The organism is Actinokineospora guangxiensis (assembly GCF_042657845.1).
In the GTDB taxonomy this organism is placed as follows: Bacteria; Actinomycetota; Actinomycetes; order Mycobacteriales; family Pseudonocardiaceae; genus Actinokineospora; species Actinokineospora guangxiensis.
The window spans coordinates 23020-44795 of the sequence record NZ_JBHSKF010000014.1; the positions used below are offsets into that span (position 1 = coordinate 23020).

A 21776-nucleotide genomic window follows, 5' to 3' on the forward strand; every position below is an offset into this window, starting at 1 on the left:
AGTTCAGCGGAACAGGCTGCGGGCGATGATCTCGCGCTGGATCTCCGAGGTGCCCTCGTAGATGCGGGGGGCGCGCACTTCGCGGTACAGGTGTTCGAGGAGGTGGCCGCGGACCAGGGCGCGGGCGCCGTGGACCTGAACGGCGAGGTCGACGGCGACCTGCGCGGTCTCGGTGGCGAACAGCTTCGCCATCGCCGAGAGGTGCCCGCTCGCCCCCGGGGTGGTGTCGTAGGCGGTGGCGGCGTCGTAGACCAGCAGGCGGGCCGCGCGCAGACGGGTGGCGACATCGGCGAGCTGGTGGGACACGCCCTGGAACGAGGAGAGCGCCCGGCCGAAGGCCTGCCGCTGGGCTGCGTGGGCGACGGCGGCGTCGAGGGCGGACTGGGCCATCCCGACGGCGAACGCGCCGACACTGGGCCGGAACAGGTCCAGCGTGCGCATCGCCACCGACCAGCCGCCGCCGACCTCGCCGATCACCTGCTCGGGCCCGACCGGCACGTCCTCGAAGGCCAGCGTGCCGATGGCGTGGGCGGCCAGCAGGTCGAGGTGCGCGCCGCTGAGGCCGGGGCTGTCCCGGGGGACGGCGAAGGCGGTGATGCCGCGGGTGCCCTCCCCGGTGCGGGCGAACACCGAGTACACGTCGGCGTCGGGGGCGTTGGAGATGTAGGCCTTCGCCCCGGTCAGCCGCCAGCCCGCGCCGTCCGGCGCGGCGGCCAGCGACAGCGCGCCCGCGTCGGTGCCCGCGTCCGGCTCGGTGAGGGCGAACCCGGCGGCGGCGCGGCCCGCGGCGATCTCCGGCAGCCACCGCGCGACGGTCTCCTGGCTGCCCGCCAGCAGCATCGGGTAGCCGCCGAGGCCCTGGAGGGCGAAGGCGGTCTCCGCCTCGGTGCAGTGCCGGGCCAGCCCCTCGCGGATCTGGCAGAGGGCGACCGCCGACGTGGTCAGGTAGCGGCCGTCCTCGCGCCGGAAGATCTCGGCGAGCAGGCCGTGCTCGGCGAGCGCGGCCAGCAGCCCCCGGTTGAGCCTGCCGGGCTCGCCGGTCGCCGCCGCGGCGCGCAGCGGCCCGGCGGCCAGCTCCTCGGCCCGTTCGCGCAGGCTCATACGACTGCCACCCCCACCAGTTCGATCAGCGCTTCGGAGTCGAACAGCTCGACCACCCCGAACAGCGCCACCGCCGGGTAGTGGCGGCCGAAGTGCTTGCGCCACAGCGGGCCCAGCTCCTCCAGCGCCGCCTTGTACGCCGCGACGTCGGTGACGAAGATCTGCACCGACACGAGGTCGCCGGGTTCGCCGCCCGCGGCGCGCAGGGCGGTGACGACGTTGCCCGCGGCCACGTCGAACTGCTCGGCCATGCCCGTGCCGACGATCGCGCCCGAGGCGTCCTGCGCGGTCTGGCCTCCCAAGTAGACTGTGCTGCCGGGGGCAGCGGCGACGGCGTGGGCGAAGCCGACGGGCTTGGCCAGCTCGGGCGCGGTGACGATCCGGTGGCGCGTCATCGTCCGCTCCAGTGCGGCTTGCGGCCCGCCGACCAGGCCGCGTAGAACTCGGCGTGGTCGGCGGTGCGCATCAGCAGCGCCTGGGTGATGGCTTCCAGCTCGATCGCACTGCCCAAGTCCATGTCCTGCTCCCTGGTCAACAGCACCTTCGTGGCCGAGTACGCCGCTGCGGGGCCATCGGCCAACCGCCGGGCGAGAGCGGCGGTCTCGGCGTCGAGGTCGTCGGTCACCTTGGTCGCCAGCCCGATCCGCTCGGCCCGCTCGGCGTCGACCGAGTCGCCCAGCACCAGCAGCTCGGTGGCCCGGCCGAGCCCGACGATCCTGGGCAGCAGGTAGGCCGAGCCCATGTCCGCGCCCGCCAGGCCGACCCTGGTGAACAGGAACGCGAACTTCGCCTGCCGCGCCAGCAGCCGGAAGTCCGCGGCCAGCGCCAGCACCGACCCGGCGCCCGCCGCGACGCCGTTCACCGCGGCGATCACCGGCAGCGGGCACTCGCGCAGCGCCTTGACCACGGCGCCGGTCATCCTGGTGAACTCCAGCAGCCCGGCGGTGTCCAGGGCGCGCAGCTCGCCGATGATCTCCTCGACGTCGCCGCCGGAGCAGAACCCGCGGCCCTGCCCGCGCAGCACCAGCACCTTCGCGTCGCCGCGGTGCGGCAGCTCGGCGATCAGGTCGCGCAGGTCGGCGTAGGAGTCGAAGGTCAGCGCGTTCAGCTTCTCCGGCCGGTCCAGGGTCACCGTGGCGACCCCGTCCTCCACCGCGAACCGGAAGTGCTCCCACTCCCGGGTGAACGCGGCCGACGCCCGGTACGGGCTCATGCGACTCCTCCTCCGTCCAACACCAGCGACTGGCCGTTGACCGCGGCCGCACCCACCAGGTACAGCACCGCGTCGGCGACCTCGTCCGGGTCCAGCAGTCTGCCCAGCGGCGAGAGCCCGGCGATCGAGGCCTCGGCCTCGGCCTCGGACTTGCCGGTCATGGCCGCGATGCGGCGCACCGACTCGGCGGTCATGTCCGTGCGCACGAACGTCGGGCACACCGCGTTGCAGGTGACGCCGCTGCCCGCGACCTCGGCGGCGACCGCGCGCATGAGCCCGACCGCGGCGTGCTTGGCCGCGGAGTAGGCGGCGGTGTACTTCGCGCCGCGCAGGCCCGCCGTCGAGGCGATCGTGACGATCCGGCCGAAGTCGCGCTCGCGCATGCCCGGCAGCGCCGCCCGGGTGCACAGGAACGCGCCGAGCGCGTTGACGTCCATGGTGGAACGCCACTGGTCGAGTGTTGTCCTCGCCAGCGGGGCGCTCACCGCGACACCGGCGTTGTTGACCAGCACGTCGACTTGCCCGACGCGGTCGAACAGCGCGGCGACCTGCCCCTCGTCGGTGATGTCGCAGTCCGCGCGGCCGAGCGCGACGACCTCGTCGCCGGCCGCGGCGAAGCGCGCCGCCACGGCCGCGCCGATCCCGCGCGTCCCGCCGGTCACCACCACCCTCACCGCAGCGCCCTCCGGTCGAGCTTGCCGTTCGCCGTCCTCGGCAGGGAGTCTAGGAACACCACCCGCTCCGGTGCCTTGTGCGGGGACAGCCGCGCCCTGACGTACTCGCGCAGCTCCTCGCCGCCCGCGCTCGCCCCGTCCGCCAGCACGACGTAGGCCCACGGCCGGGTCAGACCGTCGGTGTCGTGGCCGGTCACCGCGCACTCGATCACCGCGGGGTGGCCGATCAGGCAGTGCTCGATCTCCGCGGGCGCCACCCACACCCCGCTGACCTTCAGCAGGTCGTCGGCGCGGCCCCGGTAGGTGAAGGACCCGTCGGCCGACCGGCTGACCAGGTCGCCGGTGCGCACGGTGCCCGGCCGGGGGAAGGTGCGCGCCGACTTCTCCGGATCGCCCTCGTAGCGCAGCGCGACGCTCGGGCCGTCGACCTCCAGCGTGCCGACCTCGCCGTCGGGCAGCTCCGCGCCGTCGTCGTCGACCACCCGCGCGGCGTAGCCTGGCACCGGCACGCCGATGGTCCCCGGGCGGGGCGCGCCCGGCCGGTTGGACAGGAAGATGTGGTAGGCCTCCGACGAGCCGATCCCGTCGACCACCTCGACCCCGAAGCGTTCCACCCACCGGCGGTGCAGCTCCGGCGGCAGCGCCTCGCCCGCCGACGTGCACACCCGCACGCAGCTCAGGTCCTGTTCGGACGGATGGGCGACCATCTGGCTCATCATCGTCGGCACGTTCACCAGCACCGTCGGGCGGTGCAGCGCGATCAGCTCGAACACCCGCTCGGCGGTGGTGCGCTCGCCGAAGACGATCCCCGCCGCGCCCACCCCGAACGGGAACATGGCGGCCAGGTCGCGGGCGTAGCCGAAGAACAGCTTCGGCACCGGCAGCACGACGTCGTCCCGGCGCAGCCCGAGCACACCCTCGGCGTAGGCGCGGTGGCTCTCCAGCGGGCCGCGCGCGGTGTGCACGCACGCCTTCGGCGCGCCCGTGCTGCCGGTGGTGAACTTCCACAGCACCTCGTCGTCCAGGCCGACGGGCGCGGTCTCGGCGCGCGGCTCGGCCGCCTCGGCGAGCACGTCGAGGTCGAACTCGTTGTCACGCAGGTCGATCCCGCCCGCGCCCGCCACCAGGACCCGGCGGCCGTCGGTGCCCGCTTCGCGCACGCGGGCAAGCGTTTGCGGGTCGGCGACGACGACGGCGGCGTCGGTGTAGCCGAGGAAGTAGGCGACGTCCTTGGCGGGCAGGAACGTGTAGACCTCGGCGGTGACCGCCCCGATCCGCTGCGCGCCGAACCAGGTCGCGACGAAGTCGACGCCGTCGTTGAGCGCCAGCAGAACCCGCCTGCCGCGCGTCACACCGAGGGCGGACAGCACGTTCGCGATCCGGTCGGCCCGCTCGGTCAGCGCGCCGTAGGTGACGGGACCGGCGGTGGTCAGCAGCGCGGTGCGCGCGGGGTCGGCCGGGTCGAGGAAGCGGGCGGCGAGATTGGCCTCCATCACCGCACCACCTCGTCGATCGCGGCGACCAGCAGGTCGGCCAGAGTGTCGAAAGTGGACTCTCCCTCGGCAGCGGTGGCCTCGGCGGGCGCTCCGCAGTAGGCGCGGTCCATGCCCATCGACGGGAAGTCCCGCGCGCCCCCGCGCATCAGCGCGGGCATGTCGACGGGGTGCTCGGGCAGCCCGGCCATGGCCTCGGCGTCGACCAGCCCGGGGTGCTCGGCCAGCACCAGGGAGGTCTCGTAGCGGCCCGCGTGGCAGGAGCCCGAGCGGAATTCCTCGGTCAGCCGGGCGGCCACCGCGCGCCGGGTCAGGTCGAGGTGTCCGGCGCGCACGCCCTGCTCGGCGAGCGTGGCCACCGCCCGGCGCACGGCGGCGACCTGGCCGGGCTCGAAGTGGTTGTTGACGATGACCACGTGCGGGAATCCCTGCCGCGCCAGCGACGAGCAGATCTGCACGATGAGGTCGTGCAGGGTGTCCTCGGCGATCCCGACCGCGCCGGGGAACGCAGCCCCGAACGTGGTGACGCCGTAGGGCAGGGGAGGCAGGACGCGGACCGGGCGGCGGGCGGCGGCCCGCTCGCACATGCCCTGCGAGATCAGCAGGTCCGTCGACAGCGGCGCGTGCGGGCCGTGCGGCTCGATGGCCCCCAGCGGCAGCAGCAGCACCGGCGGGTCGGCGGCCAGCGCGCCCGCCGCCGGGGAGGTCAGGTCGGCGAAGTCCACCGCAGGTCCTCCAACGGGTTGGGGCGCGGGGTGAGCGCGCACAGGTCGGCGCGGCCCGCGGCCAGGGCGGTGTTGGCCTCGTCGGTGGTGGTGAGGTAGCCGCCGACGAGCGTGCGCACGCCCGCCTCGGCCCGCACCCGGTCCGACAGCGCGGTCAGGTGCCCGCGTCCGTACTCCGGCCTGCTCTCGGCCGTGGTGTGCCCGGCCCGCACGTGCACGACGTCCGCGCCGCGCTCGGCGACGCGCCGGGCGAGCGCCACGCCGTCGTCGGCGGTGAGGCCGCCGCGGGCGAGGTCGTCCACGCACAGGCGCACCACCAGCGGACCGTCCCACTCGGCGCGGACCGCGTCGAGCACCGCCAGCGGGAAGTCGCGGTCGCCGTCGGGGTTGGTCAGCGGGGAGAGGAACCCGGCGAGCAGGTGGCCGTCGGCCATGTCGAGTTCCAGCACGTCCGCGGCGGCGACGGCGCGCGCGGCCTCGGCGTAGCGCTCCCGCGTGCCGTCGAGGTCGGTGAGCGGCGCCGGGACCGCGCCGAAGGGGGCGTACGGGCGGGCGGACGCGGCGACCAGCGGCCAGCGCTCCGCCGTGGGCAGCGGGAGGTCGGCGCCGTCGGCGGGCGGGCGGGTCGCGCCGCGCGCGCCCGCGTGGGTCAGGCGCACGGCGAGGCGGCCGCCCGCGGCGCGGACCTCATCGGCGAGCTTCGCCCACGGCTCGGCCGCCTCGACCACCGGCGTGCCCGGATGCGCCCGGCCGTCGGGGGAGATGGCGGCCGACACCACGACGAGGCCCGCCCCGGCCCGCGCGGCGTCGACCGCGGTGTCGGGCTCGGCGTGGGCGACGACCCGGTTCGGCAGCCGCACCGCGCCGAGGTCCAGCGGGGTGAACAGCGGCGGCGGGACCACCGCGCGCGGGTCGGCGCCTGCGAACCGGGCGTCGGCCACGCGCACCAGGTCGGGGTCACGGGCGGCGAGGTTGGCGTGGGAGACCCGGCCGCTGCGGGTCAGCAGGTTCACCGCGAAGCGCACCGGGTCGTAGCCGGTGTAGCGCGCGGTGTTGACGAAGTAGTCGGCGCTGTCGCCCGCGGCCTTCTGGAACCGCTCCACCACCGGCTGGCGCTCGCCCTCGTACTCGGCCAGCGCCGCCGTCAGGTCCCGGTTGCGCTCCAGCGCGGCGGCCAGCGCGACCGCGTCCTCCATCGCCAGTTTCGTGCCGGAGCCGATGGAGAAGTGCGCGGTGTGCGCGGCGTCGCCGATGAGCACGGTGTTGCCCTCGTACCAGCGCTCGCAGCGCACCCTGGGGAAGTCCAGCCAGCGCGAGCGGTTGGACAGCAGCGAGTGCCCGGCGAGGTCTTCGGCGAAGACCCGCTCGCAGAAGGCGATGCTCTCCTGCTCGCCGACCCCGTCCAGCCCGGCCGCACGCCACACCGGCTCGGCGCACTCCACGATCCAGGTGCCCATCCGCTCGTCGTAGGGGTAGGCGTGCGCCTGGAACAGGCCGTGCTCGGTCTGGCGGAAGCTGAAGGTGAACGCGTCGATGGGCACGTCGGTGCCGAACCAGACGTACTTGCCGCCCTGGGGGCGCACCGTGGCGCCGAAGCGGCGCGGGTCGCGGAAGCGGCTGTTGGCCCCGTCGGCGACCACCACGAGATCGGCATCGGGCAGCCGCTGCACCTCGACCCCGAAGCGCAGGTCCGCGCCGAGGCCGCGGGCGCGCTCCTGCAGCAGGGACAGCAGCCGGGTCCTGGCGATCGCGGCGAAGTCGTTGCCCCTGGCGCGGACCAGCTCGCCGCCGAAGCGGATGTCGACGGCCGTCCAGCGGGCGAAGGAGTCGGTGATCGCCTGGTGGGTGGGCACGTCGGCGTCGCGCAGCGCGCCCAGTGTGCCCGCCGAGAACACCACGCCCCAGCCGAACGTGGCGTCGGGGGCGTTGCGCTCCAGCACGGTGACCTCGTGGCCGGATTTGCGCAGCAGGACCGCCAGGAACAGCCCCGCCGGGCCGGCGCCGACCACGGTGACCTTCATGAGAGGGCCTCGGCCAGCAGGTCGACCTCGGCCGGATCGGTGGTGGCGGGGAACAGGATCAGCTCGTCGCAGCCCTCGTCGGCGTAGCCGCGGACGAAGTCGCGCACCTCGCGCGCGGTGGTCAGCGCGCCCGCGGCGATCCGCTCGGCGAACGGCCCGGTGAAGGCGTAGTAGTCGCGCAGGTAGTCGCGGCCCCGGTCGGCGTCGGTGAGGGCGACGTAGCCCTGGCCCCACAGCAGCGGCTCGCCCGGCCTGCCGAGGTCCTGCCACGCCGCCCTGGCCTTCGCCGCCGCCGACCCGAACGCCCTGGGCGGGCCGCCGCCGTGGGCGTAGCCGTCGCCGTAGCGCGCCATCCGCGCCAGCGCCGGCCCGCTCGCGCCGCCGACCAGCAGGCCGACGCCACCACCGCCGAAGCGGGGCGCGGGGAACTCGGCCAGTTCGCCGCGCAGGTAGGCCAGCTGCGTCGAGAGCGCCCTGCCTCGGGTGCGGTGGTCGGCGCCGACGGTCTCGTAGTCGTCGCGGCGGGCGCCGACGGCCAGGCCGAGCGTGAGCCTGCCGGGGGCCAGCGCCTCGACCGCGGCGGCCTGCTTGGCCAGCAGGCCGGGGGAGCGCAGCGGGCCGATGGCGATCATCGTCGCCAGGCCGATCCGCTCGGTCACCGCGGCGGCAGCCGACAGCGCGGCGAAGGGCTCGACGCTCTCGTAGCGGAAGCGGTCGAGCACGCCCAGCGTGCTGAACGGCCCGGCGTCCGCGCGCCGCGCCCAGTCCAGCAGCCCGGGGCCGGTGACCCCGGGAACCGTTGTGGGCAATCCGATCCCGACCTGCACCAGCCACACCACCCTGTGCGCCGACGGTCACTCCGGACACCAAACGTTACGGTTGACTCGGGTGGGGTGTCAACTAAACTGCGACCGTGTCCGAGACCGCGCCGCAGGACCTCGTCCTGTCCATCCTCGGGGCCCACGCGCGCCCCCGGGAGACGGCCGTGGTGTGGTCCGGCGGGCTGGTCGCGCTGCTGGAGGGCTTCGGATTCAGCGCGGGCGCCGGACGCGTCGCGCTGACCCGCGTGGTCAACGCCGGGCTGCTCGACCGCACCCGCGAGGGCAGGCTTGTGCACTACACGCTCACCGACCGCGCCCGGCACGTGCTGGCCGAGGGCGACGCGCGGATCTTCTCCCTCGGCGAGCCCCGCCCCGGCCCGGCCACCTGGACCGTGCTGTGGCACGCCATCCCCGAGGACCGCCGCGACGCCCGGGCCCGGCTCGTGCGCAGGCTGCGCTTCCTGGGCTTCGGGCAGGTCCACGACGGCGCCTGGCTGGCGGCGCACGACCGGTCCGCGCAGGTCACCGCCCTGTGCGCCGACCTCGGCGTGGCGCGGCACACCGGCGTCCTGGTCGGCGCGCCCGTGCCCGACTTCGCCGGGTTCGCCCGCCGCGTCTGGGACCTCGACGCCATCGCCGAGCGCTACGCCGCCTTCGTCGCCGCCTTCGCCGACGCCCGGGCCGACACCGACGCCGACGCCTTCCACCTGCGGGTCCGCCTGGTCCACGCGTTCCGCCAGTTCGCCCTGCTGGACCCGGAGCTGCCCGCCGACATCGTCGCGCCACCCCCGGACCGGGCCGCCGCCGTGCGGCTGTTCCACGAGCGCTACCCCGCGCTGGAGATCCCCGCGCGGCGGCATTTCGACGGAGTGATGACCCCGTGAGCGATCCGCAGGCGGCCGACCAGCAGGCGGCGCTGACCTACACCTCCTACCTGGCCCTGGACGAGGTCCTCGGCGCGCAGCGCCCGCGCTCCGACGAGCACGACGAGCCGCTGTTCATCGTCATCCACCAGGTCTACGAGCTGTGGTTCAAGCAGATCCTGCACGAGCTGGCCCACCTGCAGGCCCGCCTGGCCGCGGGCGACACCGCGCACGCGGTGCGGACCCTGCGGCGGGTGCTGACCGTCTTCAAGGTGATCGTCGCCCAGATCGACGTGCTGGAGACGATGACGCCGCGCCAGTTCACCAGCTTCCGTGCCCGGCTGGAGTCCTCCAGCGGCTTCCAGTCCGCCCAGTTCCGCGAGCTGGAGGCGGTGCTGGGCCGCCGCGACCGGCGGGCGTTCGCGCACTACCCGGCGGGCGGCGCGCAGCGCGCGGCCATCGAGGCCGCCATGTCGCGGCCGTCGCTGATGGACTCCTTCGCCGCCTACCTGCGTGCCCACGGCTACGAGGTCCCCGAGGAGGTGGCCGGGCGCGACGTGACGTCGCCCTGGGAGCCGTCGAAGGAGTTCCAGCGGGTGCTGCTGGCCGTCTACGCCGACGACTCCGGCCCGTCGACGGTCGCCGAACACCTGGTCGACCTCGACGAGGGCGTGCAGGAGTGGCGCTACCGGCACGTGAAGATGGTCGAGCGGACTATCGGCGACAAGATGGGCTCCGGCGGCTCGGCGGGCGCGGCCTACCTGCGCGGCACCCTGTTCGCCCCGGTCTTCCCCGACCTGTGGGCCGTGCGGGGCGAGCTGTGAACTGCCTCGCCGAGCACTACGGCCGCTTCCGCGTCGCCGAGCGCCTGCTGCTGACCGGCCACTCGCACCAGGCCTGGCCCGACGTCGCCCGCGACGCCCAGCTGGCCGCCTGGGACGCGGCCGCCTCCGATGTGGACGGAAAGTGGGACGAGGCGTTCGCCAAGGCCGACCGCGTCCGCGCGCACTACGCCGCCCTGCTGTCGGACCCCGGCGGCGACATCGCGCTCGGGCAGAACACCCACGAACTGGTGATCCGCTTCCTGTCGGCGCTGGACCTGGCCGGGCGCAGGCGCCTGGTCACCACCGACGGCGAGTTCCACACCCTGCGCCGCCAGCTGTCCCGGCTCGCCGAGCACGGCCTGGAGGTCGTCCGGGTCCCGGCCGAGCCCGCCGAAGGCCTCGCCGAACGGCTCGCGGCCGAAGTGGACGGACGCACCGCCGCGGTCCTGGTCTCGGCGGTCCTGTTCGAGACCGCCCGCGTCGTGCCCGACCTCGCCGCCGTCGCCACCGCCGCCGCCCGCCACGGCGCCGAGGTCCTCATCGACGCCTACCACGCCTTGGGCGTGGTCCCCTTCCCGCTGGCCGAGCAGGGCCTGGCCGACACGTGGGTGGTCGGCGGCGGATACAAGTACCTCCAGTTCGGCGAGGGCGTCTGCTTCCTGCGCCTGCCCCCGCACGCCCAGGACCTGCGCCCGGTGCTGACCGGCTGGTTCGCCGAGTTCGACACCCTCGCCGCCGAACGCGACCCCGCCCACGTCGACTACGCCCCGGGCCCGCACCGCTTCGCAGGCTCCACCTACGACCCGACCAGCCACTACCGCGCCGCCCGCGTCGCCGACTTCTTCGCCGAGCAGGGCCTCACCGACCACCGCCTCCGCGAGATCTCCCTGCACCAGACCACCCTGCTGGCCACCGCCTTCGACGCCCTCGGCCTCCCCGACACGACCGCCACCCGCGACCGCGCGCTGCCCAGGACCTCCTACGGCGGCTTCCTCGCCATCCGCACCCCGCACGCCGCGCGGTGGCAGCGGTCCCTCAAGGCGGCGGGCGTCCACACCGACAACCGGGGCGAGCACCTGCGCTTCGGCCCCGCCCCCTACCTCGCCGACGACCAACTGCGCGAGGCCATGGCGATCCTCGGCGAGATCGCGGCCGGGTAGGGCGAAGGCCGCCCGACCGGAGCATCGACGTGCCCCACCCCATGGGGTGATCATGGCTGCACGCCGATCAGCGGGGGGCGCGGTGGACGGTGAGCTGCTGGGCGGGAGGCTCTCGGCCGCGCTGCCCGCACCGGGCTGGTGGCTCGTCGCCGGGACCGGAGTCCTGGCCGCGGCCTCCGTGCTGGCCGGGCAGCGGTCGCGGGCCCGCTCCCACGGCCGCGCGCTCGCCGGGTTCGTCGCGCTGGGCACCCTCGTGCACGAGGCCGGGCACGCCTTCGCCGCGATCGCGACCGGCGGGGGCGTCCGCACGATCAGCGTCGACAGCGCCGAGAGCGGGGTGACCTGGACCTGGTTCCCGTCGTGGCTGTCGAACCTGCTGACCACGTTCGCGGGCTACGCCGCGCCGCCGCTGGCCGGGCTGGGCGCGGCCGCCCTGCTCGACCAGGGCCGCGCCCCCGCGGTCCTGACCATCACCCTCGCCGTCTCGGCCTTCGTGCTGCTGGTGGCGCGCGGCTGGTTCACCTTCCTCGTCGTCTTGGCCGTCGGCGGCACCGCGTTCTGCGCGCTGCACTGGGGCGGACCCCTGCCGCAGCAGGCCATCGCCTACTCGCTGGCCTGGCTGCTGCTGCTCACCGAAGCCGGTGGTGTGCTCGCCCTCGTCCGCCTCTGGCGCCGCGGCGGGGCGCACGGCGACGCCCACGCCCTGGCCGCGCTCACCCGCGCTCCGGCCCCGATCTGGATCGCCGCCTGGGCCGCGGTCATCGGCTGGTCCTGCTGGACCGCCGTCCCGCTGCTGTGGCCGTAGGGCCCACGGACCCACCGGCAGGGCCCGGGTCCCCAGCAGGCAGAATGTCCCCGCACCACGAGCAGGGGAGGCCCACCGGTGGCACAACCACAGCTGCGCGGAGTCGTCGCCATGGACGGCCCCTCCGGCACCGGCAAGTCCACCGTCGCCAAGCGCCTCGCTGAGCGGCTCGACGCCGCCTACCTCGACACCGGCGCCATGTACCGCGCCGTGACGCTCGCGGTCCTGCGCGCGGGCGTCGACCCGGCCGACTCCGCCGAGGTGCTGCGCGTCGCCGAGTCCACCGACCTGTCGCTGGCGACCGAGGTCGGCGCGCGGCCCACCATCGACGGCGAGGACGTCTCCGCCGAGATCCGCGGGCCCGAGGTCACCGCGCACGTCTCCGCCGTCTCGGCGGTGCCGAAGCTGCGCGAGCGCCTGGTGGCCCTGCAGCGCCGCCTGATCAGCGAGGCCAAGGCCGTCCGCGGCGGCATCGTGGTCGAGGGCCGCGACATCGGCACCGTGGTGGTGCCCGACGCCGCGCTCAAGGTCTACCTGACCGCCAGCGCCGACGCCCGCGCCCAGCGCCGGGCCAGGCAGGACTCGGCGGCGGGCCGGGCGAACACCGTCGACGCCACCCTGGCCGACGTCGAGCGCCGCGACCGCCTGGACTCCAGTCGCGCGGTCTCGCCGCTGCGACCGGCGGCCGACGCCGTCGAGGTCGACACGACCGACCTGGACATCGACGGCGTGCTCGACCGGCTCATGGACCTGGTCGAGGAGCGGGGCCTGCGCGCCACGGCGGAGGCCAACGGCCGATGACCGACCTGCCCGAGGGCGCCTCGCCCCGGCTGGCCGACTTCGCCCGCTGGATCGGCACCTGGCTGATGAGGCCCGCCTTCCGGGTGCGGATCGCCGGGAGGGAGAATGTCCCGCTGACGGGTCCGGTGGTGCTGGTCGCCAACCACAGCTCGCTGGTCGAGCCGCAGATCATCTTCGGAATGCTGCCGCGCCGGTCGGTGTTCCTGGTCAAGCGGGAGCTGTTCCGCGGCATCGCGGGGCGGCTGCTGCGCGGCATCGGCCAGGTTCCGGTCAGCAGGGGCGAGGTCGACCGCGCCCCGCTGATGACGGCGGTGGGCGTGTTGCGCGCCGGCGGTCTGGTGGGCGTGTTCCCCGAGGGCACGCGCGGCGCGGGCGACGTGGCCGCCGCCGAACAGGGCGCCGCGTGGCTGGTGCGCTCGTCGGGGGCGCTCGTGCTGCCGGTGGCGACCCGGGGCACGCGCAGGCCGGAGGGCGCCCGCAGGCGTCTGCGGCCGGTGGTCGACGTCCTGGTCGGCGCGCCGTTCACCCTGGTGGTCGGCAAAGGTCGAAGCGGCCTGACAGAGGCCACCGAAGAGATCCGGGTCCGCCTGGCGGGCCTGGTGCACGAACTAGACGAGAAGCGGCGGGCATGACCGAACTGGATGGCACCTGGACCGACGAGGCCGAGTGGACCGCGGTCGAGGACGACGGCGACGTCGACGGTGAGGGCGGTGCGCCGCCGCAGCCGGTGCTCGCGGTGGTCGGCAGGCCGAACGTGGGCAAGTCCACGCTGGTCAACCGCATCCTGGGCCGCCGGGAGGCGGTCGTGCAGGACACCCCGGGCGTGACCCGTGACCGCGTCGCCTACGACGCGCAGTGGTCGGGCCGCAAGTTCACCGTGCTCGACACCGGCGGCTGGGAGCCCAAGGCCGAGGGCATGGCCGCGGCCGTCGCCGCGCAGGCCGAGTACGCGATGGCGCACGCCGACGCCGTGCTCGTCGTGGTCGACGCCACCGTCGGCGCGACCGCCACCGACGAGGCCGTCGCCAGGGTGCTGCGCCGCTCCGAGCGCCCGGTGCTGCTGGTCGCCAACAAGGTCGACGACGAGCGCCTGCTCGCCGACACCGCGTCGCTGTGGTCCCTCGGCCTCGGTGAGCCGCACCCGGTCAGCGCCCTGCACGGGCGCAACTCCGGCGACCTGCTCGACGCGATCCTGGCCGCCCTGCCGGAGACCCCGCGCGAGACCTACACCGCCGCGGTGGGCGGTCCGCGCCGCGTGGCGCTGATCGGCAAGCCGAACGTCGGCAAGTCCAGCCTGCTCAACAAGCTCACCGGCGAGAACCGCGCCGTGGTCGACTCGGTCGCGGGCACCACCGTCGACCCGGTCGACTCCCTGGTCGAGCTGGACGAGCAGGTGTGGCGCTTCGTGGACACCGCCGGACTGCGCAAGCGCGTCAACTTCGCCAGCGGCACCGAGTACTACGCCTCGCTGCGCACCAAGGGCGCGATCGAGTCCGCCGAGGTCGTCATCGTGCTGCTCGACGCCAGCGAGCCGATCGCCGAGCAGGACCTGCGCGTGCTGACGATGGTGGTCGAGGCGGGCCGGGCCTGCGTGCTCGCGCTGAACAAGTGGGACCTGGTGGACGAGGACCGCCGCAACGAGCTGGAGCGCGAGCTGGAGCGCGGCCTGGTCCGGGTGACCTGGGCCGAGCGCGTCAACGTCTCGGCGCTCACCGGCCGCGCGGTCCGCAAGCTCGCCCCCGCGCTGCGCACCGCGCTGAACTCCTGGGACCAGCGCATCTCGACCGGCCGCCTCAACGGCTGGCTCAACGACCTGGTCGCCGCCACCCCGCCGCCGGTGCGCGGCGGCAAGCAGCCCAAGATCCTCTTCGCCACCCAGGCCTCCACCCGGCCGCCGACGTTCGTGCTGTTCACGACCGGCTTCCTGGAGGCGGGCTACCGCCGCTTCATCGAGCGCCGCCTGCGCGAGGAGTTCGGCTTCCCCGGCAGCCCCATCCGCATCTCGGTGCGCGTGCGGGAGAAGAAGCAGCGCCGCTAGACCTAGGGCACGACCAGGACCGGCCAGTGGCCGGTCCTGATCAGCTTCGTCGCCACGGACCCGGCGAACCGGTGCCCGGCGCTCTGCGACGCGCCCACCACGACCATGTCGGCCTGGTGGTCGTCGGCGGCCTCGCGCAGCGCCGTGCACGGGTCGCCGTGGGTCCTGATGAAGGTGACCGGCACATCGAGTTCCTCGGCGGCGGCGCGGACCTGCTCGCGCAGCTCCTCGCCCAGGCAGGCCGCGGCCTCGTGCTCGGCGGCCGAGGCGATGGCCGGGCCGAACGCGGCCAGCGCGGAGTGGCACGCCACGTAGACGACGACCAGCCCGCCGCCCTCGCGCCGGGCCGCGCCGAAGGCGAAGGCCGCCGCCCGCATGGCGGTGTCGGAGCCGTCGACCCCGACCAGGATCCTCCTGGCCGTGCCGCCGCGGCGCGGGCCCAGCCGCTCCGCCGTGGACTCGAAGGCCGTGCCCACCGTGCTACCTCGCGACCGGGTCCGCGGCGGGGGTGTCCAGGTCGATCGTGGAGCGCAGGGTGATCGGCTTGAGCAGCAGCGCGGCGACGACGCCGACCACGGCGACGGCCGCGGAGATCAGGAAGATGTGCCCGGTCGCGTCGCCGTAGACGGTGTGCACGACCGTCTGCACCTCCGGCGGCAGGGCTGTGAGGTTCAGCGCGCTGACGTCGCCGGTGCCGGTCTGCCCCGCCGGGACGCGCAACGCCGCCGCCAGGTCGGCGGTGACCCTGTTGGCCAGCACCGCGCCGAGCACCGAGACGCCGATCGTGCCGCCGAGCGAGCGGAAGAACGTGACCGACGCGCTCGCCGCGCCGAGGTCGCGCATCGGCACGCTGTTCTGCACGGCCAGCACGAGGTTCTGCATCGTCATGCCCACGCCGACGCCGACGACGGCCATGTCGACGCCCACCAGCCAGAGCGCGGTGTCGTGGTCGACCATGCCCAGCCCGAGGAACCCGAGCACCAGGATGATCGTGCCCGCCACGATGTAGGGCTTGACCATGCCGCTGCGGCTGATCATGCGCCCGGAGACGGTCGAGGAGACCAGCACGCCCGCCATCATCGGGATGGTCAGCAGACCGGCCTGGGTGGGCGTGTAGCCGCGCCCGACCTGGAAGTACTGGCCCAGGAACACCGCGCCGCCGAACATCGCCATGCCCACGGCCAGGCTCGCCACGATCGCCAGCGCGGGCGTGCGCTGCACGACGATCGTCAGCGGCACCACCGGTTCGCGCACGCGGGACTCCACCAGCACCGCCAGCCCGAGGACCACGACCCCGCCGCCGGCCATCGCCGCGGTCTGCCACGACAGCCACGCGAAGGAGTTGCCCACGAACGACACCCAGATGAGCAGCACGCTCACACCCGCCGCGATGAGCCCGGCGCCGAGGTAGTCCACGCGCACGTCATCCCGGCGCACCGTCTGCAGCTTGAGCGTGCGCTGGAGCACGACGAAGGCGACCAGCGCGATCGGCACCCCGACGAAGAAGCACCACCGCCACCCCAGCCACGGCACGTCCACGATGAGCCCGCCCAGCAGCGGCCCGCCGACGGTGGCCACGGCCATCACCGCGCCGAGGTAGCCGTTGTAGCGGCCCCGTTCGCGCGGCGGGATGATCGAGGCGATCACGACCTGCACCAGCGCCTGCAGCCCGCCGATCCCGATGCCCTGGAACGCCCGCGCCGCGATCAGCTGCCCGGTGTCCTGGCTGAACCCGCTGAGCACCGAGCCGACGACGAAGATCACGATGGCAACCTGCACCAGCGACTTCTTGTTGAACAGGTCGGCCAGCTTGCCCCAGACCGGCGTCGTGGCCGTGGCCGTGAGCAGGGTGGCCGTGACCACCCACGTGTACTGCGTCTGGGTGCCGTTCAGCGACCCGATGATCAGCGGCAGCGCGGTCGACACGACCGTGGAACTGATCATCGCCACGAACAGCGCCAACAGCAGCCCGGACAGCGACTCCAACACCTGCCGATGCCCCATCGGCGCGGCTTCCCCGACCTTCATGCCCGCCCCACTCCATCGCTCACCGGCTGGATGCCCACCGGTTTAGTGCCCACTGTGCAAACTTGCACAGTGGGCACACTACTCCGGTGGTCGGGCTGGTGCGATGGAGACCTCGGCCACGTCAGACGCCTGCGTGCTCCCTGAGCAGCTTCGCGGTGAGCGCGGGCGCCTCCCACCAGAAGAGGTGCCCGACGCCGTCCAGCAGCTCCAGGCGCGCGCCGGGGATGGTCGAGGCGAGGTGCTCGGCGTGCCGGGGGAGCACGATCTCGTCCGCGGTGCCGTGGATGACCAGCGTCGGCGCGGCGAGCTGGTCGAGCTGCGCGGAGGCGTTGTGCTTCATCGCCGCGAGCTGCTGCATGACGATCACCGCGGCGGGCACCCGCTCGGACAGCATGCGGTCGGTGAACAGCTCCCACAGCGCCGGGTCCTCGCGGGCGGCGGGGGAGAAGTTGGTGTCGTAGGTCGAGCGCAGCAGGTCGCGCAGGTCGCCGGTCTTGCGCGACTCGGCGATGCGCAGCAGGCCGGGCGCGACGAGCGTGCCGCCCGCGGGCCCGGCGAACGTGCACCCCAGCACCAGCGACCGGACCCGCTCGGGGTGGCGCAGCGCGATCCGCTGGGCGACCGCGCCGCCCATGCTGGTGCCGAAGACGTGCGCGTCCGCCCAGTCCAGCGCGCTCAGCAGCCGGGCGGCGTCGTCGGCGAGGTCGGGGATCTCGTACGGCGGCAGGGCGCGGCTGCTGTCGCCGACCCCGCGGTGGTTGTAGACGACGAGGTCGAAGTCACGCTCGATGTCGGCCAACAACGGCTCGTGCCACATGCGGTGGTGCCCGCCCATGCCCTGGATGAGCAGCAGCGGCTCGCCGGAACCGCGCCGTTCGTAGTGCAGTGAACGGTCACCCAGATCGGCGATCGGCACGGCGGTTTCTCCTGTCGTCAGGCCTGGTCAAGGCTAGGCTCGGAGCCCTAGCGGGGGGAGGGCGGAGTGGCAGCAGACACACCGATTCGCGTGGTCATCGCCGACGACGAGCCGCTGCTGCGACACGGTCTGAGCGTACTGCTGACCGCGAGCGGCAGGGTGGAGGTCGTCGCCGAGGCGAGCAACGGCGCCGAAGCCGTCCGCGCCGTCCACGCCCACCGCCCCGACGTCCTGCTCCTCGACGTCCAGATGCCCGGCACCGACGGCCTCACCGCCCTGCGCGACCTGGCGGGCGTCCCGGTCGCCGTCGCCATCCTCACCACCTTCGACCTGGACGAATACGTCGCCCGCGCCCTCGAACTGGGCGCCGCGGGCTTCCTGCTCAAAGACGCCGACCCCGACACCCTCGTCCGCGCCGTCGCCGACCTGGCCTCCGGCGGCGCGGTCCTCGACCCGCGCATCACCGCCCGCCTGCTGCCCCGACTCCGCACAGCGGGCCTGTCCCTGCGCCACGCCCGGTCCATCGACGCCCTGAGCGTCCGCGAACGCCAGGTCCTGGACCAGATCGCCGACGGCCGCGCCAACGCCGCCATCGCCGAACTCCTCGGCCTCACCGAGGCGACGGTGAAGAGTTACGTGTCCCAGGTGCTCACCAAACTCGGCGTCCACAACCGCGTCCAAGCCGCCCTGCTCCTCCACGGCGTCGACGTCCTGACCGAGGACCGCCCGTGACGGCGCTCCGTTCTTGCCCGCTCGACCCGCGCGCCGGCCCGGTGGGTGAGTGGTGACTGGACTCCGCATCCGCGCACGCCAGGCCCGAGTGGCGAGCCAACCCCGCGTCCGCCTCCGTCAACCGCGCACGCCAGGCCCGGTAGGTGAGTGGTGAGCGAACTCCGCGTCCGCCTCCGCGAGCTGTGCACGCCGGGCCCGGTGGGCAAGCGGATCGGGCTTGAGGTGCTGGCCGTCGGCGTGCCGCTGCTAGCCGTGCTCATGTCGTACCCGCCGCAGCCGTGGACGCTGCCGGTAGCGGTCGTGGCGTGCCTGGCGCTGCCGCTGCGCCTGCGCTGGCCGTGGCTGGCCTACGCCATCTGCCTACCCGCCCTCTACGGCGGCCTCGGCTGGCCCCCCGCCTTGGTGGCCCTGTTCCGCGTCGGCATGTGCTCGAAGAGGGTGTCGACCGCGGTGTGGGCCGTAGCAGGCGTCTTCGTCACCGTCCAGGTGGCCAACCAGTTCAACCTCGACGAACCCCTGGCCAACCTCATCGTCAGCGCCATGTTCTCCCTGGTCGTCCCCGCGGGCCCCGCCGCCCTGGGCGTCCTCATCCGCCTCCGCGCCGAACTCACCGCCACCCTCGCCGAACGCGACGCCGCCCGCCGCGCCGAACTCACCGCCCGCCTGGACACCGCCCGAGCCGACGAACGCGCCCGAATCACCCGCGAAATCCACGACGCGGTAGGCCACAACACCACCCTCATCGCCGTCCAAGCCGCCGCCCTGGCCGCCACCACCACCGACCCCGCCGCCCGCCAAACCGCCGAGCAACTACGCCACCTGGCCAAACAGTCCCTGGCCGAGATGCGCTCGGCCCTGGGCCTGGCAGGCGCCACCTCGCACAACGGCTACCCCGACATCCCCACCCTCATCACCCAGGCCCGCACAGCAGGCCTGAACATCACCTACACCCCCACCGACGCCACCCCCAGCCCCCTGATCGGCCGCGCCCTGTACCGCGTGATCCAAGAGGCCCTGACCAACGCCGTAAAACACGCCCCCGGCGCCCCCATCGCCATCACCCTGACCCGCGACACCACCCGCATCCTCACCACCATCACCAACGGCCCACCCACCGCTCCCCGCCCCGACCTCGCCCAAAGCGGCACCGGCCTAGAAGGCCTGACCGAACGAGTCACCACCGCAGGCGGCACCCTCACCACCCAACCCCACCCCGACGGCAGCTTCACCCTCCAGGCGACCCTCCCCGCCCACGATCCGACGAAAGTAGCCCCCGGACCCCCAACTTCCGGCGGTAGCCAGTTGTAGATCGGTCGGCCATAGTCGGCGGATGCTCTGTCCGCCCTCGGGGAGCGCGCAGAGCTTCTAGGGGTGATGAGGGGACCTGCAGCCGGGGGGCAGGTCCCCTCATCCCACTCCCGGTTCGCACGTTGGCCACCCCCGGTGTCGATCGGTGCGGGGGCCGTACGCTAGTCTTTCCCCGCAACACCAGATCGGGCTGTGGCGCAGCTTGGTAGCGCACTTGACTGGGGGTCAAGGGGTCGCAGGTTCAAATCCTGTCAGCCCGACGGTCTGTGGAAACGCCCGTCGTCCTGGATGAATCGCCAGGTCGGCGGGCGTTTCGATCTTTCAGTGTTGATCCCTTGTTGATCGTCGCTTGTGGACCGTGAATGGTGATCTACCGGCCGGTAAGGAGCGAATCTGGAGAAATGGTCCTCCAGACTCGGTCAAGGGGTCGCAGTCGATCTTCCCGATCGGGTGAACTTCGTCAACCGCGCCCAACCGACCCCATCGGCGCTGGTCTGACCCGTACCGATTGCGGTCTGCGCACGTAGCCGCCAGATGGTGGCAGATGGCGCATGTCCGCCTGGCTGTGAGCGTGCTGCCGATGGTTGAGCACCGTCCGCGCCGGTCGGCGCAGCTTCCCGAACGAGCGCAGAGCGCCTATGGCACCCAGGCGCGCCCCACGCGAATGGGCCACGGCGCTACAGCGACAACCCGAGACGAAATGCGGCGACGAGCACCCACCACCAGCGATCGACGCAAGAGATGCGCAGGTTCGACTCCCCGGCGGGAGTACCAAAGGATGGGAACAGGGCTGACCAGCGGGTCTATTGCGGCGGCCTAGTGGTCGAAGGCTGCTTTGGGCTCCAGCCGTCCAGTGAGTGACTAGCGGTGGGCGGAGCGTGGCCGAACCGCCCACCGCTTACCTGCTGCTCGGCTCCTGTGCATTACGCTGGCCGGACACTTTGTGCACCTGATCGGACGGCTCGCTGGTGGGTTGTCGTAAGGTCAAGGATGCGGTGCACCTTGGCGATGAAGTCCGGGTCGGTGGAGGACTTCCAGGTCGTGGTGGCCTGCCAGGAGACACCACCGTCGCGCAGGATCCGGCGCAGCGTCTCCCGGCTGATCGCGACCACGGTGCCGCGGTCGAGGAGGTGGTCGCGCAGCTTGGACAGAGACCAGGTGAAGAACGCGGTGATGCCCCAGTCTGCGGGGGACGTCCTGGCGATCAGCCGGATCCGTTCACGATCCTCTCACCGATCGTCTTCGGGCGTCCCCCGCTCCATTTTGGATACTGTTGGCGAATGCGGGTGGTGTGACCGTGCCCGGCATGATCAACCTGGTCATGTCGGGCACGGTCGGTGGTGGAGGTCGTGTTGTCGTTGCGTCCGCGCAGGTGGGGCGGGGTTCTGGAGGAGACGGCCCGGGTGGCTGGGGTGGTGTCCCGGACAGGTGTCTGGCGATGCGGGCCCGGGACGTGCTTGGGGTGGTGTTCACCGACGCGGAGTTCGCGGCGGTGTTCTCTTGTCGGGGCCGGCCTGCGGTGTCGCCCGCGTCGCTGGCGTTGGTGTCGGTGTCTGTGTTTGCAGTTCGCCGAGGGATTGAGCGATCGCCAAGCCGCGCATGCCGTCCGGGCGCGGATCGACTGGGAGTATGCCCTCGGTTTGGAGTTGGTCGATCAGGGGCTCGACCACTCGGTGCTCAGCGAGTTCCGCGCTCGGACGGTGGCTGGCGGGCTGGAACAGCGGTCCCGGACGCGGTGTTGGAGGCCTGTGCCCGCGCGGGGCTGATGGGGTCGGGAGGTCGCTACCGCGGCCTGGCCAAGACCAACCTGCAACACCTGCTCACAGCAGCAGGAATCAACCTCAACCGCCTCAACGCCCGATGGGACAACGCACCCCTCGCGACAACCCGCACGTCACTTCGCAGCACTCCGGCCCGCCGCCTGACAGCGACAAGCCGGAGTTCGCCAACGGTATCCATCTTGGGTCTAGCGCCGCGAACCCCCGCTCGTTGAACGCGTGGATAACGTCGCGCACGAAGTCCTCGCTGACCTGTAGCAACGAGGTGATGTCGCGGACCGCCTGGCCTTGGCCGGACATCAGCACCACGATCGCCCGCCGCAGCCGGACCGGGTCCTTCGAACTCCGGCTGATCCGCTGCAGCTTGCGGCCTTCTTCCATGGACAACGGCCGGACGAACACGCTCGGTCGACGAGCCACAGCCACCTCCCGCACTCGACATGAGGGACCAGCCTGCCGGTCAGCTCGGAAGATC

The 21776-nt window shown here is 73.4% G+C and carries 22 protein-coding genes and 1 tRNA gene; 11 read left to right on the forward strand and 12 right to left on the reverse strand.

Annotated elements, in window-relative coordinates:
* Positions 1-3 precede the first annotated feature (3 nt).
* The 8 genes from ACFPM7_RS23360 to ACFPM7_RS23395 are packed head-to-tail and all read right to left on the reverse strand — an operon-like array spanning position 4 to position 8054.
* On the reverse strand, positions 4-1101 hold the full coding sequence (locus ACFPM7_RS23360; protein WP_378249873.1) for an acyl-CoA dehydrogenase family protein: 1098 nt from the start codon (positions 1099-1101) through the stop codon (positions 4-6).
* A complete protein-coding gene (locus ACFPM7_RS23365; protein ID WP_378249874.1) occupies positions 1098-1496 on the reverse strand; it encodes a RidA family protein in 399 nt (132 codons plus the stop codon). The genes ACFPM7_RS23360 and ACFPM7_RS23365 overlap by 4 nt, the downstream gene beginning before the upstream one ends.
* Positions 1493-2314, reverse strand: coding sequence for an enoyl-CoA hydratase family protein (locus ACFPM7_RS23370; RefSeq protein ID WP_378249875.1), 822 nt, complete (start codon positions 2312-2314; stop codon positions 1493-1495). Before ACFPM7_RS23370 ends, ACFPM7_RS23365 begins: the two co-directional genes overlap by 4 nt.
* Positions 2311-2982 carry an SDR family NAD(P)-dependent oxidoreductase gene (locus ACFPM7_RS23375; protein ID WP_378250023.1) on the reverse strand — a complete coding sequence of 224 codons (672 nt, stop codon included), beginning with the start codon at positions 2980-2982 and terminating at the stop codon, positions 2311-2313. The genes ACFPM7_RS23370 and ACFPM7_RS23375 overlap by 4 nt, the downstream gene beginning before the upstream one ends.
* Before the next feature lie 2 nt (positions 2983-2984).
* Positions 2985-4481: a benzoate-CoA ligase family protein gene (locus ACFPM7_RS23380; RefSeq protein ID WP_378249876.1), complete on the reverse strand. Its 1497-nt coding sequence runs from the start codon at positions 4479-4481 to the stop codon at positions 2985-2987.
* A complete protein-coding gene (locus tag ACFPM7_RS23385) occupies positions 4481-5206 on the reverse strand; it encodes a creatininase family protein (protein WP_378249877.1) in 726 nt (241 codons plus the stop codon). The genes ACFPM7_RS23380 and ACFPM7_RS23385 overlap by 1 nt, the downstream gene beginning before the upstream one ends.
* Positions 5188-7227, reverse strand: a complete 2040-nt coding sequence (locus ACFPM7_RS23390) for an FAD-dependent monooxygenase (RefSeq protein ID WP_378249878.1) — start codon at positions 7225-7227, stop codon at positions 5188-5190. The genes ACFPM7_RS23385 and ACFPM7_RS23390 overlap by 19 nt, the downstream gene beginning before the upstream one ends.
* The gene (locus ACFPM7_RS23395) at positions 7224-8054 is read right to left on the reverse strand and encodes an LLM class flavin-dependent oxidoreductase (RefSeq protein WP_378249880.1); all 831 of its coding nucleotides are present in this window, start codon (positions 8052-8054) and stop codon (positions 7224-7226) included. The genes ACFPM7_RS23390 and ACFPM7_RS23395 overlap by 4 nt, the downstream gene beginning before the upstream one ends.
* 86 nt (positions 8055-8140) lie before the next feature.
* Here ACFPM7_RS23395 and ACFPM7_RS23400 point away from each other — a divergent pair, with 86 nt between their 5' ends.
* From ACFPM7_RS23400 to der, 7 genes are all read left to right on the forward strand, one after another.
* Positions 8141-8932 carry a PaaX family transcriptional regulator gene (locus ACFPM7_RS23400; protein ID WP_378249881.1) on the forward strand — a complete coding sequence of 264 codons (792 nt, stop codon included), beginning with the start codon at positions 8141-8143 and terminating at the stop codon, positions 8930-8932.
* Positions 8929-9735 (forward strand): tryptophan 2,3-dioxygenase, encoded by an 807-nt coding sequence (locus ACFPM7_RS23405; protein ID WP_378249882.1) that lies wholly within the window; start codon positions 8929-8931, stop codon positions 9733-9735. Before ACFPM7_RS23400 ends, ACFPM7_RS23405 begins: the two co-directional genes overlap by 4 nt.
* The gene (locus ACFPM7_RS23410; RefSeq protein ID WP_378249883.1) at positions 9732-10895 is read left to right on the forward strand and encodes a kynureninase; all 1164 of its coding nucleotides are present in this window, start codon (positions 9732-9734) and stop codon (positions 10893-10895) included. Before ACFPM7_RS23405 ends, ACFPM7_RS23410 begins: the two co-directional genes overlap by 4 nt.
* Positions 10896-10947: 52 nt before the next feature.
* Positions 10948-11700: a M50 family metallopeptidase gene (locus ACFPM7_RS23415; RefSeq protein WP_378249884.1), complete on the forward strand. Its 753-nt coding sequence runs from the start codon at positions 10948-10950 to the stop codon at positions 11698-11700.
* Positions 11701-11811: 111 nt separating this feature from the next.
* Positions 11812-12501, forward strand: coding sequence for a (d)CMP kinase (gene cmk / locus ACFPM7_RS23420; RefSeq protein ID WP_378250024.1), 690 nt, complete (start codon positions 11812-11814; stop codon positions 12499-12501).
* Positions 12498-13133, forward strand: a complete 636-nt coding sequence (locus ACFPM7_RS23425) for a lysophospholipid acyltransferase family protein (RefSeq protein ID WP_378249885.1) — start codon at positions 12498-12500, stop codon at positions 13131-13133. The genes cmk and ACFPM7_RS23425 overlap by 4 nt, the downstream gene beginning before the upstream one ends.
* Positions 13130-14539 carry a ribosome biogenesis GTPase Der gene (der, locus tag ACFPM7_RS23430; protein WP_378249886.1) on the forward strand — a complete coding sequence of 470 codons (1410 nt, stop codon included), beginning with the start codon at positions 13130-13132 and terminating at the stop codon, positions 14537-14539. Before ACFPM7_RS23425 ends, der begins: the two co-directional genes overlap by 4 nt.
* 2 nt (positions 14540-14541) lie before the next feature.
* On the opposite strand, the gene ACFPM7_RS23435 is transcribed toward der, so the two are convergent.
* The 3 genes from ACFPM7_RS23435 to ACFPM7_RS23445 all read right to left on the reverse strand — a co-directional run bounded on the left by ACFPM7_RS23435 (position 14542) and on the right by ACFPM7_RS23445 (position 17483).
* Entirely contained in the window at positions 14542-15015 is a 474-nt protein-coding gene (locus ACFPM7_RS23435; protein ID WP_378249888.1) for a universal stress protein, read from the reverse strand.
* Positions 15016-15019: 4 nt separating this feature from the next.
* Positions 15020-16567, reverse strand: a complete 1548-nt coding sequence (locus ACFPM7_RS23440; RefSeq protein ID WP_378249889.1) for an MDR family MFS transporter — start codon at positions 16565-16567, stop codon at positions 15020-15022.
* A gap of 121 nt (positions 16568-16688) precedes the next feature.
* Positions 16689-17483 carry an alpha/beta fold hydrolase gene (locus ACFPM7_RS23445; protein WP_378249890.1) on the reverse strand — a complete coding sequence of 265 codons (795 nt, stop codon included), beginning with the start codon at positions 17481-17483 and terminating at the stop codon, positions 16689-16691.
* 66 nt (positions 17484-17549) lie between these two features.
* Between ACFPM7_RS23445 and ACFPM7_RS23450 the strand changes: the two genes are divergently transcribed.
* From ACFPM7_RS23450 to ACFPM7_RS23465, 4 genes are all read left to right on the forward strand, one after another.
* Positions 17550-18215: a response regulator gene (locus ACFPM7_RS23450; RefSeq protein WP_378249891.1), complete on the forward strand. Its 666-nt coding sequence runs from the start codon at positions 17550-17552 to the stop codon at positions 18213-18215.
* A 150-nt stretch (positions 18216-18365) separates the two neighbouring features.
* Positions 18366-19523, forward strand: a complete 1158-nt coding sequence (locus tag ACFPM7_RS23455) for a sensor histidine kinase (RefSeq protein ID WP_378249893.1) — start codon at positions 18366-18368, stop codon at positions 19521-19523.
* Between the two features lie 186 nt (positions 19524-19709).
* Positions 19710-19783, forward strand: a tRNA-Pro gene (locus ACFPM7_RS23460).
* A 1155-nt stretch (positions 19784-20938) separates the two neighbouring features.
* On the forward strand, positions 20939-21289 hold the full coding sequence (locus tag ACFPM7_RS23465; RefSeq protein ID WP_378250025.1) for a transposase: 351 nt from the start codon (positions 20939-20941) through the stop codon (positions 21287-21289).
* Between the two features lie 84 nt (positions 21290-21373).
* On the opposite strand, the gene ACFPM7_RS23470 is transcribed toward ACFPM7_RS23465, so the two are convergent.
* Positions 21374-21721, reverse strand: a complete 348-nt coding sequence (locus tag ACFPM7_RS23470) for a helix-turn-helix domain-containing protein (protein WP_378249895.1) — start codon at positions 21719-21721, stop codon at positions 21374-21376.
* Between the last annotated feature and the right edge of the window lie 55 nt (positions 21722-21776).